At 48.2% G+C, this 13,798-nt stretch carries 13 protein-coding genes and 1 other annotated feature; of the genes, 5 read left to right on the forward strand and 8 right to left on the reverse strand.

The window, feature by feature from the left end; genetic code table 11:
- Positions 1-57: 57 nt before the first annotated feature.
- A complete protein-coding gene (locus KNO92_RS07970) occupies positions 58-1,737 on the reverse strand; it encodes a GGDEF domain-containing protein (RefSeq protein WP_214760792.1) in 1,680 nt (559 codons plus the stop codon).
- 154 nt (positions 1,738-1,891) lie between these two features.
- Positions 1,892-2,103 (forward strand) — a binding site (T-box leader).
- A 58-nt stretch (positions 2,104-2,161) separates the two neighbouring features.
- Here KNO92_RS07970 and argS point away from each other — a divergent pair.
- On the forward strand, positions 2,162-3,844 hold the full coding sequence (gene argS, locus KNO92_RS07975; protein ID WP_214695955.1) for an arginine--tRNA ligase: 1,683 nt from the start codon (positions 2,162-2,164) through the stop codon (positions 3,842-3,844).
- A 44-nt stretch (positions 3,845-3,888) separates the two neighbouring features.
- Here the strand turns inward: argS and KNO92_RS07980 are convergent, their stop codons facing one another.
- Positions 3,889-4,467 (reverse strand): metallophosphoesterase family protein, encoded by a 579-nt coding sequence (locus KNO92_RS07980; protein ID WP_214695957.1) that lies wholly within the window; start codon positions 4,465-4,467, stop codon positions 3,889-3,891.
- Entirely contained in the window at positions 4,464-4,955 is a 492-nt protein-coding gene (locus tag KNO92_RS07985) for a YajQ family cyclic di-GMP-binding protein (RefSeq protein ID WP_015880519.1), read from the reverse strand. Before KNO92_RS07985 ends, KNO92_RS07980 begins: the two co-directional genes overlap by 4 nt.
- A gap of 68 nt (positions 4,956-5,023) precedes the next feature.
- On the opposite strand from KNO92_RS07985, the gene pulA reads away from it, so the two are divergent.
- Entirely contained in the window at positions 5,024-7,018 is a 1,995-nt protein-coding gene (gene pulA, locus KNO92_RS07990; RefSeq protein ID WP_214760794.1) for a type I pullulanase, read from the forward strand.
- 15 nt (positions 7,019-7,033) lie between these two features.
- On the opposite strand, the gene KNO92_RS07995 is transcribed toward pulA, so the two are convergent.
- Positions 7,034-7,198 (reverse strand): YycC family protein, encoded by a 165-nt coding sequence (locus KNO92_RS07995; protein ID WP_074034284.1) that lies wholly within the window; start codon positions 7,196-7,198, stop codon positions 7,034-7,036.
- 130 nt (positions 7,199-7,328) lie between these two features.
- Here KNO92_RS07995 and KNO92_RS08000 point away from each other — a divergent pair, with 130 nt between their 5' ends.
- The 3 genes from KNO92_RS08000 to KNO92_RS08010 all read left to right on the forward strand — a co-directional run bounded on the left by KNO92_RS08000 (position 7,329) and on the right by KNO92_RS08010 (position 11,225).
- Complete coding sequence (locus tag KNO92_RS08000; RefSeq protein WP_214695960.1) at positions 7,329-8,129, forward strand: hypothetical protein; 801 nt, start codon at positions 7,329-7,331, stop codon at positions 8,127-8,129.
- Between the two features lie 91 nt (positions 8,130-8,220).
- On the forward strand, positions 8,221-10,344 hold the full coding sequence (locus KNO92_RS08005; RefSeq protein WP_214695968.1) for an MMPL family transporter: 2,124 nt from the start codon (positions 8,221-8,223) through the stop codon (positions 10,342-10,344).
- 248 nt (positions 10,345-10,592) lie between these two features.
- Complete coding sequence (locus KNO92_RS08010) at positions 10,593-11,225, forward strand: YitT family protein (protein WP_214695970.1); 633 nt, start codon at positions 10,593-10,595, stop codon at positions 11,223-11,225.
- A gap of 10 nt (positions 11,226-11,235) precedes the next feature.
- On the opposite strand, the gene KNO92_RS08015 is transcribed toward KNO92_RS08010, so the two are convergent.
- From KNO92_RS08015 to KNO92_RS08030, 4 genes are all read right to left on the reverse strand, one after another.
- Complete coding sequence (locus KNO92_RS08015; RefSeq protein ID WP_214760796.1) at positions 11,236-11,691, reverse strand: hypothetical protein; 456 nt, start codon at positions 11,689-11,691, stop codon at positions 11,236-11,238.
- A 35-nt stretch (positions 11,692-11,726) separates the two neighbouring features.
- Complete coding sequence (locus KNO92_RS08020) at positions 11,727-12,671, reverse strand: DUF4003 family protein (protein WP_214760798.1); 945 nt, start codon at positions 12,669-12,671, stop codon at positions 11,727-11,729.
- 88 nt (positions 12,672-12,759) lie between these two features.
- Positions 12,760-13,191 carry a type III secretion system chaperone family protein gene (locus KNO92_RS08025; protein WP_015880528.1) on the reverse strand — a complete coding sequence of 144 codons (432 nt, stop codon included), beginning with the start codon at positions 13,189-13,191 and terminating at the stop codon, positions 12,760-12,762.
- A gap of 67 nt (positions 13,192-13,258) precedes the next feature.
- Positions 13,259-13,525, reverse strand: a complete 267-nt coding sequence (locus KNO92_RS08030) for a metal-sensitive transcriptional regulator (protein ID WP_214695974.1) — start codon at positions 13,523-13,525, stop codon at positions 13,259-13,261.
- Positions 13,526-13,798 lie beyond the last annotated feature (273 nt).

The following is a 13,798-nucleotide window of genomic DNA, read 5'->3' on the forward strand; positions in this document are numbered from 1 at the left end:
GTTTCAAATCCCGTTGTCAACCTAAAAACTCCCCAATTCGATGTGAGAAAGGGGAATTTACGTCGTTAAATTGTTGAAGTGCGCTACACGGTTACGTCCTGCATATTTTCCGCCAACATACAGGGCACGGTCCGCATTTCGAATCGTATCATCGAGACGCTTGTTCCCGAACGCTTCAATTGTGTCGACCCCGATGGAGGCGGTGACAGAAACCTCGTGGTGGTCAACATGAAACGGTTTCGCTTCGATTTGATGGCGAATCCGCTCCGTGATTTCAATCGCTTGGTGCATATCACAATGATTGAGCAATAAAATAAATTCTTCGCCACCATAACGTGCAGCAAAGTCGTCTGGACGGAGCACTTGACGGATTCGTCGTCCGAACTCTTGTAAGACATGGTCCCCGACCTGATGACCGTACGTATCGTTAATCTTTTTGAAAAAATCAATATCGAGCATGGCAACCGATATCGGATATACCGACATATCGGATATTTGTTGAATGCCATATTCATAAAATGCACGCGCATTAGCAAGAAGCGTTAAACTGTCCGTCCGACTCTCGGTATAGAGGCGGTCCCGTTCGTGACAACGGCTAATGGTTCGGTTGAACGATTTTAACAATTTGATGATTTCGTGCTGAATAATCTTTGGATAACCGTATACAGGTTCTCCCATCATAACAATCCAGGTGCGAATCTCTTCGATTTCCTCCGAACGAACAGAAACGAAGCTGTGGTAATCGTCGTGGAAAGCATCAGAAAGGGAAGTATCCCATTCAAAGCGCATTTCATAGTCGAGGACTTGCTCGATTGGCTGACTCATGTCAAGCAACGTAAAGACGATGGGTCGATCGATGGGCTGTCGCGTCTTTAAATCAAAGTACAGGGTGCGTTCAAATAATTTAAACTCGACATACCCTTCATCATAATGATTCAGCTGTTCGCATTGACTTAAAAATACTTCGATGGCTTGCGCCTCGCTCTGCGACAAGGAAACAGCCTCTTTCGCTTCATCGTATTGCTCAATCAAGGATTTGAATGCATCTTGCCGCTCTTTTTGAATAAGAAGCCGCTTGATGAAGAACGTCAACGCAGCGGCGATGCTACTGACGACGAGTAAGTTGGTCTCTCGGAAAAACGCTGCCGCTAAGATGAAAATCAAACTGACGACGTACGTATAGAAGGCAATCTTCATAAAGTCGCTCAATGCGATGTCGACGCGGAACCACCATCTCACCTGATACTTTTGAAACACCGTATTTAAGAAGATGGCAAGGAACAATCCAGCGAGCGGCACGAACGAATCTTGCGAATAAAAGTCGAGACCGGTCTCCCCACCAAGGGCGAGATAGACCGCTGCTGGGATGACAATTTCTAAGTAAGCTGTAATGGCATTCCACGGATACGTGAAGCGGAAACGACGGATGGCGACTTTCGGTTTCAAATTGGCGAATTGAAAGACGAACAATCCGATTTGGTTGACGATGAGTGCTGTTTCGAATCCAAAGAATAAAAATAAAATTAAGACGATACTTTCAGAAAATGTGAAGTACACACCTTTGACTTCGATCGAGTCGAGTTGAAAAATGATGACAAGCAATGAAATTAAAATAAACGACAACGGATCGATTGTTGGGGCGTGTAGGATATCCAATGCGAATAATGCGATGGTGAAGATGAATAAGGCACTCCATATACTCCAACCGAGCACGGACATCTTACGAAAGTGGTTCATGCGTTCCCTCCTAGCATGGGACATTTCAAGATCTAATAGTAAAGATTCGTCACGATTTCGTGTGAGTCCTGCTTCTGTTCCATGATGCTTGAATTCTAGCATTGAGTATACACGGAATATCCTCTATAATGAAATTGCTTTTCAACCGCATAGACGAATGTCGATGAAAAAGAGAGTAACGATGGTTTAGTCAACAAAGCGACCTGGGGATTGGTGAGAGCCCAGGCTGACAAACGTCGCGAAACGCACTTTTGAGATGCTATCCGAAACGAGAGTAGGCATAGCCGGAGGGAACCGTTATCACCATAAAGCGGTCTGCGTCATGCAGGCAAGAAGAGTGGTACCGCGGGAATTCCCGTCTCTTTGCATCTATGCAAAGGGCGTTTTTTTTATGAGTTGTGATACGAAGAAGGAGGACATACAAATGAGTTATGAACGCAAGTACGCAGAAGCGTTATCACGTGTCATCGGAGACGAGCTCACGATTGACCAGATTGAGGCATTGATTGAGAAGCCAAAACACGAGGCGCACGGTGACCTCGCGTTCCCGTGTTTCCAATTGGCGAAAGCCTACCGTAAAGCACCTGTCATGATCGCGACAGACATCGCGAATGACTTGAACGATGAACTGTTCACAAAAGTCGAGGCGGCAGGACCTTACGTCAACGTCTTCTTGAGCCGTGACGTCGTGTCACAAGAAATCATCAACACGGTGCTCGATGAAAAGTCAGAGTACGCGACACACGCAACACGCAATGAAACGATTGTGACGGACTTCTCGTCACCAAACATTGCGAAGCCGTTCTCGATGGGTCACTTACGTTCGACGGTGATCGGGAATGCGATCAACCAAATCGCACGTAAAAACGGATATGACGTCGTCGGTGTCAACCACCTCGGTGACTGGGGCACTCAGTTTGGGAAATTGATGGTCGCCTACAAGAAGTGGGGCGATGAGGAAGCGGTACGCGCCAATCCAATCGCAGAACTCTTGAAATTATATGTTCATTTCCATGAAGAAGCGAAGACACAACCAGAACTTGAAGACGAAGGTCGCGCGTGGTTCAAGAAGCTTGAAGACGGCGATGCGGAAGCGACAGAGCTTTGGCAATGGTTCCGTGACGAGTCGCTCAAGGAGTTCCAAAAAGTATACGACCTCCTCGGTGTGAAATTCGAGAGCTTCAATGGTGAGGCGTTCTACAATGATAAGATGGGACGCGTCGTCGAGATGCTTGAAGAAAAAAATCTCTTAGTCGAAAGTGAGGGCGCCATGGTCGTCTCGCTCGAGGAAGAGAACTTGCCACCATGCCTAATCAAGAAGAAAGATGGCGCGACATTGTACGCGACACGTGACTTGGCAGCTGCGATCTATCGCTACGAGACATACAACTTCGTGCAAGCAAACTATGTCGTCGGTGGCGAACAGGCGCTTCACTTCAAACAACTCTTCTCGGTTCTTCGTAAGCTCGGCTACGACTTCGTCGATGGCATGCATCACGTACCGTTCGGCTTGATCTTGCAAGAAGGGAAGAAGATGTCGACACGTAAAGGGCGCATCGTTCTTCTTGAGGAAGTGTTGAAAGAAGCGATTGAAAAAGCACAAGCGAACATCGCGCAGAAGAACCCAGACCTTGCGAACGCAGAAGACGTCGCACGCATGGTCGGTGTCGGAGCGGTCGTCTTCCACGACTTGAAGAACGAACGCATCAACAACATCGAATTCGATCTCGACAGCATGCTCAAGTTTGAAGGAGAGACAGGACCTTACGTCCAATACACGAACGCTCGTGCGAACTCACTCCTCCGTAAAGGGAACTACGATGGTTCACCGTTCACTGGTGCAGACGATGACTACTCATGGGGTGTCGTCACGATGCTCAACGCGTTCCCACACGTCATCACGCGTGCACATGAACGTCGCGAACCATCTATCATCAGCCGTTATGTACTTGACCTCGCGCAAGCGTTCAACAAGTATTACGGTCATGTCCGTGTCTTAGAAGAAGATGCAGGCAAACAATCGCGTCTCGCACTCGTGAAGGCAGTGACACTCGTATTGACGGAAGGACTCCGTTTACTCGGTGTCGAAGCTCCAGAAGAAATGTAAGACAGACGAAAGGACCTCAAAAAAATGAGGTCCTTTTCCTATGCTCACACTTTCATACGGGTCACCGTTCGGGCTTCCGTGTCATAGAGACACCATTCCCGATCGAAGATGACGGCACCGACGTTGATGACATATCGCTTTTTCTTCAAATGGAACGGGGTCCCGATTTCCCACGGCAAAGATATCCCTTTCCGATAAATCCCGGCAATATGACTATGTCCAATGAAAACGAGTGGATATTTCCCTTTCTCAACAATCGGTTCCCAGTCTTCGTTCCATTTGACTTGATGCCCATGTAAAAAGCGTGCTTCGCCAAGAGTCGTCTGTTCCGGCAATAAAGAAATCCGTGTTTTCACGGGATGGTCGATGACGAGTACCTCGTCGATTCGCTCCTCTTGATTACCGCGTAGACTTGGGAACGTCAACAATGCTTCATAGTTCGGGTCATACGTCACGACGTCTTCCACATGATGAAAGCGCTCGTGACGTCTTTTTTTCCCGATGTGGCATTCATATAGGTCGCCAAGACAGAGAATATGCTCGGTTTCCCGCCGGACGTCATCGAGAACCGCCTTCAAATCATCAAACGAACCGTGTGGGTCACTGATGATCGCGAGTTTCATCGGAAGTTCGTGAATTGGGCATCGACAGACAACTCGAGCTCACGAACGAGCTGCATGACAGCTTGAAGGTCGTCACGCGATTTTCCGGTCACCCGGATTTGATCGTCTTGAATTTGCGATTTGACTTTAAGTTTTGATTCTTTGATGGCGTTGTTGATTTTTTTCGCGTCATCTTTGTCGATGCCACTCTTCAATTTCACACGTTGACGAACCGTGCCGCCGAGTGCGTTCTCTACTTTTTGATAGTCGAGGTTTTTTGTCGGAACGCCGCGCTTGATCAACTTCGTGATTAAGACGTCTTTCAACTGCTCAAGTTTATAGTCGTCATCCGAGATAAGGACGAGGTCGCCGTTGTCGAGCGACATCTCACTTTTTGACCCTTTAAAGTCATAACGGTTCAAAATTTCCTTCTCCGCGATTTGGATTGCGTTCTTCACTTCTTCAAGATTCATTTCGGACACGATATCGAAAGAATTGTCTTTTGCCATGTTTCATCCATCCTTTGTGTGGTTTTGTTATAATGATAGCAGATTTGAAGCAGTGAAGGAGTGAAGAGATGGAACGTACAATGGATCAACATACACATGCAGACTTAGATCACGTTGCCTATCACGGGAAAGACCTTGGGGTGACGTTCAAAGGGGAACAGATTCGACTACGTGTCTGGTCTCCGGTAGCGGAACAGATGTCGGTCAAGTTATATCGCACAGCCCGTGCCCGCAAGTTTGATCGACTCGAGCTCGAACCGGCTGAGAAGGGGACTTGGGTCATTGAACTCGACCGCGCCCTGTTCGAAGGTCAATTTTATGTATTTGAAGCAATGATTGATGGGAAAAAAGTGGAATCACTCGACCCTTATGCAAAAGTCGTCGGAGTGAACGGGAAGCGTGGATGCCTGCTTGAGCCGGCATCCTTGAACCCGGACCATTGGATCAAAGAACGTCCGCTATTCAATTCTTCACAAGAGGCGGTCATTTATGAGGCGCACGTCCGTGATTTAACGAGTCATCCGGAAAGTGGCGCCACGCATCGTGGGAAGTTCTTAGGCATGACCGAGACGGGTACGACGACAACAAGCGGATACCCGACCGGTCTTGACTACATCACCTCGCTCGGTATCACACATCTTCAATTGATGCCATTCTTTGACTATGGGTCGGTGAACGAATCACGCGAGAGCGAAGATAACTATAACTGGGGATATGACCCGGTACATTACTTTGCGGTCGAGGGATCGTACGCCTCGTCAGCAGACGATCCGGCGACACGAATTATTGAACTAAAAGCAATGATTCAAGCCCTCCACGATCGAGGCATCCGTGTCATCATGGACGTCGTCTTCAACCATACGTACGATGCGTTGACGACACCGCTCGGTCAATTCGTCCCGGATTATTACTATCGACTAAATGAGGACGGAACACTCGCAGACGGTTCAGCATGTGGGAATGACACGGCATCTGAGCGTGCGATGATGCGTAAGCTCATGGTCGAGTGTGTCACATATTGGGCGAAGGAATTCATGATTGACGGATTCCGTTTCGACTTGATGGGATTACATGATGTGAAGACGATGAATCAAATTCGGAAGGCGCTTGACCGCGTCGACCCATCCATCCTGGTCATCGGAGAAGGTTGGGATTTAGACACACCACTCCCGGTCCGTAAAAAAGCGAATCAACACAATGCGCATAAGATGCCACGAATCGCGCAATTTAATGATGGGATTCGAGATGGTGTCCGTGGAGACGTGTTCATCGAGGACTTACCAGGCTGGGTGAGCGGCAACACAGACATGACAGCTGACGTGAAACGGGGAATCGCTGGCGGGATTACGAGCCAAAGTTTTGCCGATGAACCGAACCAGGTCGTCAACTATGTCGAATGTCACGATAACTTGACGCTTTGGGACAAGTTGTCCGTGACAAATCCAGATGATGATGAGACGACGCGTCGTCGCCGTCATCGCTTGGCGACATCCATCGTACTTCTCGGACAAGGGATTCCGTTCCTCCACAGTGGACAAGAGTTCTTCCGCACAAAAGATGGGGACGAGAATAGCTTTAACTCAGGCGGGGTCGTCAACCGTGTCGACTGGACACGTGCAGAACAAGAAGCGCCGAGTGTAGAATATGTGAAAGGTCTGTTGCGTCTGCGGAAGCAGTACCCGCTCTTCCGACTTGAGAACACGGAACAGATTCGGAAACATTTACGTTTCTTCGATGAAGAAGAAGGCGTGATCGCATTCGAGTTGAGCCGCCACGTCGAAGGGTATGTAGAACGACATGTGGTGTATCATAACGCGCTAGAGGAAGCGGTCGAGATCAAACTTCCGTCCGGTAAGTTTGAAGTAAACGTGGAAGAACATACCGTCAATCTGACGGCTCCGCGTCAAATCGAGGACCGTCATATGACAGTCGCGCCACTGTCGACACTCGTAGTGACGGAACGTCGTCCGGACTACAGCAAATACGCTGTTGCCGGAGGTGCCGCACTCGCCGTGCTCGGTCTCTGGTATGTATCGAAAAAACGAAAACGTAAAGAACAGTAAACAAAAAAGGAGACGTTAATCTGTCTCCTTTGATGTGTCTTCCTCTGCTTGAGATGCCTCGAGTTGCATCATTTTTTGAACGAGAATATGCTTCGGCATATGCATCAATTCTTCGAGCGGGACGTTCAACTTTTTCGCAAGCTCAACCGCGGTCTCTGGTGATAATTGTAATGGGCGCATCGGTATACTCCTTTCTGAACCATTCATCTATACGGACAGTATACAGGAAAATCGAAAATGTGTTGAACGAACACATTCAAAATCGAATTTCGCTTCGGTCGTTGCTAAGCTGAAATTAGGAAGTGATCAAATGTACAAACAAACAGCAGACTTTCAATTTCATCAAACGATCGAATGGTTAGAACGTGTCGGTGAAGGTTGGATGTTGTACTTGGCGCAAACCGGATTTTTGTTCTTTGACGAGTCGTCCCAAATTCGCTGGGAGATTGACTGGGCTTGGACACCGTGCGCCCTATATGTGGAACCGAATGCGACGCGTGCCGTGGCATGGTTCCGAGAAAAAGGACTTTACGGAGTCATTGATTTACAAAAAGGACAGATGGAGACGCATGCGATTCCACAACGTTTTAACGGTGACTGGTTTAGCAATTTGCACTATTGGCAAGGCGATGACATCTTCTTATATTCAGCCGAATCAGATGTCGTGGCTTTGAACCTCCACGATCATACGTTTCGATATAGTCGCTACGAAGAAGTTCCGCTCTTTGGGAACATCATCGAGTTGGCGTATCAAGGGACGTATGATTTTGAACGATTCACACCTGAAACATGTGTGACCTTATTTGATGAAAACACGCATCACTTTTTAGTGGAGAATGTGAAAACGAATGAGAACTGGCGTATTCCGTATGAAGGGGACCGTGATACGGTCATCCTCGATCAAGTCGGCGAAACGACGGCAATCACTTCGACCGAAGCGTTCCAACTGTTTCGTCGAGAAGAAGAACTGTTTTGTTCGACTGTGTGCGCGGACAACCAATTGCTGAAGGTCATGCTGTTAGATGACCGAGGAGATCGACTCGTTGTTCTATCCGCACCACCACGATTTTGCCATAGTTGGCTTCAAGTCTTTGAACGACAAGAATCCTGAACCCGAAACAGGTTCAGGAATTTTTTGTGAAGTGATGATGAATGAAGAGAGAAACGGGAATTAGATGGTTAGACAGGGAGGAGTGACAAGGATGGAATGGTTAGGTAGGCAGTTGGTTCGCTTTCGATATGGAGTACTACTCATTTGGACGATTTTACTCGCAGGGTCGGTCTATTTTGGGCTGCAGCTCCCGGGTGAGTTGAGAGGAAACGGCTTCGCGATTCAAGACGGGCGATTCCAACAAGTAGAAGATACGTTGAATGAACGGTTCGACCGTGCAGGTGCCTCGATGATCGTCTTGTTTGAAGGCGGAGAAATAAAAACGGTCATGGACGAACAACAGCAACGGTTCGAGGCAATTCGGTCGATTGATGGTGTGATTACGCCATCCGAGAATCCAGATGCTCGTTCAGGCGACGTCTCGTACTTTGTGCTTGAATTTGAAGACTATGAAGCAGCCGAATCTTCGATTGAGGCGGTTCGTGACGCCCTGATCACAGACACAGATACAGAAGTGCGGTTGACTGGGGAACCAGTCTTTGCAGACGACTTGAACGAGGCATCGAAAAATGACTTGATTCGGGCAGAGTTGATCGGGATTCCGGTTGCTCTCGTCGTATTGTTACTTGTTTTCGGAACGCCGCTCGCGGCACTCATGCCGTTGCTCGTCGGACTCATCACGTTCATCGTAGCGGCAGGCTCTTTATTCTTTTTTGCGCAAAACATGGAATTATCCATATTCGTCTTGAACGCCGTGGCGATGATCGCCATTGCGCTCGGGATTGATTTCTCATTGCTCCTCGTCAATCGGTATCGTGAAGAGTTGACGCGTGGGCAGTCGAGAGAAGAAGCTATCGTCCGGACGGTGGCGACGGCAGGACGCTCGATTCTCTTTTCTGGACTATGCGTATTCGTCGGATTGGCCGGTCTACTGTTTATCCAGGTCGATGTTTTCCAGGCAGTCGCACTCGGTGCGCTCATTGCCGTTGCAGGGGCGGTTTTATCCGCACTGACTCTCTTGCCGTCATCGCTTTACTTAGTCGGGGACGCTTTGAATAAAGGGCGGATCATCAAGTCTGACGAAACGAAGTCAGAAAAGCGTTGGCAAAAGCTTGCCCGTTTCGTCATGAAGCGCCCTGTGACGATGACGCTCGTCGCGTTATTGTTACTGTTACCGAGTCTTTGGTTCGTCCGTGACTTAGAACTGAACATTCCGGACGCAGATGCGCTCCCGACTTCGTATGAATCACGGGCGGCACTTGAACGATTTGACGAAGTGTTCGGAGAAAACTCAACCGATGCGGTCATTTTGTTCGAAGCGAATGATTTGACGGACCCGATGATTTTAGAAGAACTGACAACGCTCACGGACGAGTTAAACGAAGTAGAGATTGTCGATAACGTCTCGACCTTTTTGACGACGTCTGGTTTGACGCCTGAAGCGTTCACGCAACTCGTGGAGGCGGCCCCAGAACAACTCGCTCCGCTTGAACGTCTCGTCACGCTTGATGGGAATACAGACCTCGCCCTCGTCAACGTGAGTTTCGATGTACCACCAAGTGACAAAGAAGCGCAGGCATTTGTCCGCGATTGGCAAGACCAGGGATTTGAGGTCGGTGGACCGGCTGCCTTTAACGAAGAGATTTATGATGAGATTTACGACAGCATCCCATATGCAGTGATCACCGTCATTTTGGCGACGTTCTTCATCCTCATGTGGGCATTCCGATCCATCTTGATTCCAATCAAAGCCATTCTTATGAATGTACTCGGTCTCGGTGCGACGTTCGGTTTACTCGTCATCATCTTTGAGTCGGGCTATGTATATGATGCGGAGACGATCAGTATTTTGACACCGGTCTTCATCTTCTCACTCGTCTTCGGATTGTCGATGGACTATGAGGTGTTCCTCGTTTCACGAATCGAGGAATACTACCGGGAGACAGGTGACAATGACTATGCGACAGAGATGGGACTGGCGAAAACGAGTAAGATCATTACCTCGGCTGCCATCATCATGATTGTCGTGACCGGTGCGTTTGCCTTTACGGGTGTCAGCCCGATTAAACAGCTCGGTGTCGGGATCGCCCTCGCCATCTTTATCGATGCGACGATTATCCGAATCCTGCTCGTTCCATCTCTTATGAAACTGTTTGGGGATTGGAACTGGTGGTGGTTCGGAAAGAAAGATTTACCGAAACGTAACATGCACTAAAGGTAAAATTCATGAACTGAATCAAAATGTGTGGTAAACTACGTACAAGATTACGCGCAATTTGAGAAAGGAAGGTCTTTATGGATACCGAGAGGACGTGGCCTCTGTTCCAACTTCCGGACTTCTAGCGTTGAATGATCACCATAACGTGTATCAATCAACAAACGGAAGATCGGAGATGGAACAGATGGAACCGCAGCTACGACTGAGGATCCTCCTCTCCGTCAAGAACGGGGAGGACAATCGGAATGAAACGAGTTGCTACCATAGTGCTCGGAACGCTGATCATGGCGTTCGGTTATTATTATTTGAATGAACAGTTTGGTTTGGCGGAAGGTGGATTCGTCGGGTTATCGCTACTCGGTCGCTATCTATTTGATATCGACCCGGCGATCTCGATGATCGTGCTCGACATCCCATTTTTTATCATCGCATTATGGTGGAAAGGATGGCGTTTTGTCGGGCAGGCGGTGTTAGCCGCTTCGTCCTTATCGCTCAGTTATGCGATGTGGGACCGTCTCGACTTGCTCACGTTTGATATTCAAGTATGGCCAGCGACGTTATTCGCTGCGATCGCAAGTGGGATTGTGACCGGATATGGTCTCGGTCTCGTCTTGAAGTCAGGCGGAGCGACCGGTGGCGACGACTTATTCGCCCTCGGATTATCGAAATGGACAGGCGTGTCGGTCGGTACGATTTTAATTATCTTTGATGTGATCGTCCTTGGGATTTCACTCATTTATTTACCATTATCGAACGCATTGTATACGCTCGTCGCGGTGTCAATCGCCGGACGGGTCGTCACCAAGATGCTCGTCGTCGATGAGCCGAAAACGACACCTGTCGTACCAAATTGGACACCAAAAAACGATCTCGCGTGAGATCGTTTTTTTAGTTCATTGAAGCGGCGATGGCAAACAAATCCTGCTTCGAAAGTTGATGTCCGCGGTAGTCGATTGCGTATTCGACGCCATCTCGTTGCCAGCTGAGAATGGTGAGTTCATCGGACTCATTGAGGTAGACAGGAGAACCTTGAATGGTTTGAGAGTATGGTTCCCACTCTGCGACATGGTGCCATCCGAGTTCCGTAGTCGCCCATATGCTCATAGACTCCTCTTCATTTTCATAGACGAGTTCAACCCGCCCTAGGCTGACCAGATGTGCATATTCGGTCTCAGCGGCAAAAGGGAGGTGCGTAGGAGTGTGAATCTCGAATGGGACAAAAGAAGTCGTTGCGTGAATCGATAGAGGGACTTCGCTTCGACCGATGAAGAGCAGAATGAAACTCATCCCGATGACAAACTTGAAAATAAACCGACTCTTTCGATCTTGTGGTAGTAAAGACATGGTCAGAACTCACCTCCCGGAACATTTTATCTCGTTTAATTTGAGGACGAAGTACTGGCAATGACGGCGGCGGTTGTCGCAGCAGTCATCGCTTGTTGCATCGCCAGCAAATGGGCGAAGGTCCCGTGTAGCAATAAATCATTGGCTTCTCCCGTGATGTGGTCGGCAGCTACAAGTTGAAGGGCGACAAGCACGCTATGTGTGTTGAACCAGCGCTGCTTGTCCTTTTCGGCATCCACGATTTCCTGAATGGCGTGTACGGCATCCGCATCCGGTTCCGCGACAATGCTCAGTAAAGCGAGCGCCGGTAACTGCTCACGTCGAATGGATAGTTGTACGTCGTCTAACTGCGATTTCCATGCCAGCAGTCGAGAGACCGCCTCTTCTGTTGCAGACTCGCTGAATGTCAAAAGATGTGAGACGAGTTGCAGTTCGTTCGATTTCGGTAGCCGATCTTTCAATAACGTATAATGCTGCTCGATCCGTTCGTTCAAATCGATGACATCATCAAACGCTTGCACGAGCACGAGTGCCGATAATAAGTCTTCCTCGCTCGTCAACCAGGGATGATGTTGTTTGAACGTTTGATATAAGTCAGTCGCTTCATCGAGTCGTCGTTCAGGTTCCTCTACATTGATCAGTTGATTCGCTAAAAAAGGTCGTAATGAACTGAAACGGAAATGCTTTCGGTCGAGTAACGTATCGAGTCGAAGGGCCTCGTCGATTGCGGTCCCGATGTATTCATATTTGGCATCGAGAAAGGAGAGCCAGACGAGGTTTTGACTGCCCCTAAACTTTGAAAACATCTTCGTTTTTTGTTTCAATGTATCGCGTGCGTTCGAAAATCGAGATGCCTCGAATGGGGTGTCATGAATCGCATAATGAATGGCCATCAAGCGCCGGAAGTCATCCGTCAACTCCCACTTGGTCGCTTCTTTAATCGCATCTAACGCCTCTACATATCGTTCATAACGTGTCATATCGAATCTCCTCCTTGGTCAACCATACGAGCTATAGTAAGAAGATGTTTCAAAAAAGCCGTCCGGAAATGTTCCGGACGGCTTTTCATTATTGTACTTGTGTGTACAGTTTTTGCATGTACTCGTTCACTTCGTCGGCCGCTTGGAACATCATGAATGAATGTTGCAAGATGATCTCTGGTGAGAAACCGAGATCGAGGTCGAGTGTTGATGCGAGTGTGACATCACGATCGCTGTCGAGTACGCAACGGAAGTACTTGAACTCCTGGTTGAACTCGTTCAAGGCATTTAGAATCGGTAAGTCTTCTACATAGTCTGGGACGTGCGTGACGGTCGCAGCGTATAACTCAGCGTCTGTCGTCTTTTTGTTAAAAGCGATAATCATAACGGGCTGAGCCCCGGATTTTGTTGTTTCACGCGTCAAAAACGTGACGTGCGTTTCAGTGTCGCTCTCTTTGAACGTCATGTTGCGTTCAGCGGCGAGCGCTCTAAATGATTCTACTTTTTCTTCGAAGTTCACAAGGAAATCCCCCTTAGTAAGTCGTTACTCTAACTTTCCCCCATTTGGACGGGGAAAGCAAGGGGAACTAGCGTTTCATCAACATTTTAATGGCTTCTTCGACCGTTTCTGACGTATCTTCGCCATCCGCTTGCGCCGTGATGATGCACTGTTCTAAGTTCTTGGCCACGATAATCGTCGAGGCGCGGTCGAGTGCGGAACGTGCTGCGCTCAGTTGTGTCACGACGTCACGACACTCTTTTCCTTCCTCCATCATGCGGATGATGGCGCGAATTTGCCCTTCTACCCGTTTCATACGATTCAATACTTTCGGGTCGTATTGATACTGTTCCATGTCCTTCACCTCTATAGTAAAAATTGTTCAGTTACCCAACTATTTCTTGTGTAGGCTCATCTTAATACATGGGGGAGTATGTGTCGAGCATCAACTACTTTATGAAGGGGTGATGAAAAATTCTACATTTCGTCAAACTTATTTCTTGCATTTGAATACCTAAGGGGGTATATTAATGACGTGGAAGCTAAATGTTCAATAAATCACAAACTTTATTGAGCGCCAGCTACCAAGCCGAATGGTATAGATGGAATCGAAAATAGAAAGGTAGAT

Origin of the sequence: Exiguobacterium sp. s129, from assembly GCF_018617585.1 — a bacterium.
Taxonomy (GTDB): Bacteria; Bacillota; Bacilli; order Exiguobacteriales; family Exiguobacteriaceae; genus Exiguobacterium; species Exiguobacterium aestuarii_A.

Coding starts and splice junctions, on each gene's coding strand:
- KNO92_RS07970 (WP_214760792.1), bottom strand. CDS start 1,737: ATGAACCACTTTCGTAAGATGTCCGTGCTCGGTTGGAGTATATGGAGT.
- argS (WP_214695955.1), top strand. CDS start 2,162: ATGAGTTATGAACGCAAGTACGCAGAAGCGTTATCACGTGTCATCGGA.
- KNO92_RS07980 (WP_214695957.1), bottom strand. CDS start 4,467: ATGAAACTCGCGATCATCAGTGACCCACACGGTTCGTTTGATGATTTG.
- KNO92_RS07985 (WP_015880519.1), bottom strand. CDS start 4,955: ATGGCAAAAGACAATTCTTTCGATATCGTGTCCGAAATGAATCTTGAA.
- pulA (WP_214760794.1), top strand. CDS start 5,024: ATGGAACGTACAATGGATCAACATACACATGCAGACTTAGATCACGTT.
- KNO92_RS07995 (WP_074034284.1), bottom strand. CDS start 7,198: ATGCGCCCATTACAATTATCACCAGAGACCGCGGTTGAGCTTGCGAAA.
- KNO92_RS08000 (WP_214695960.1), top strand. CDS start 7,329: ATGTACAAACAAACAGCAGACTTTCAATTTCATCAAACGATCGAATGG.
- KNO92_RS08005 (WP_214695968.1), top strand. CDS start 8,221: ATGGAATGGTTAGGTAGGCAGTTGGTTCGCTTTCGATATGGAGTACTA.
- KNO92_RS08010 (WP_214695970.1), top strand. CDS start 10,593: ATGAAACGAGTTGCTACCATAGTGCTCGGAACGCTGATCATGGCGTTC.
- KNO92_RS08015 (WP_214760796.1), bottom strand. CDS start 11,691: ATGTCTTTACTACCACAAGATCGAAAGAGTCGGTTTATTTTCAAGTTT.
- KNO92_RS08020 (WP_214760798.1), bottom strand. CDS start 12,671: ATGACACGTTATGAACGATATGTAGAGGCGTTAGATGCGATTAAAGAA.
- KNO92_RS08030 (WP_214695974.1), bottom strand. CDS start 13,525: ATGGAACAGTATCAATACGACCCGAAAGTATTGAATCGTATGAAACGG.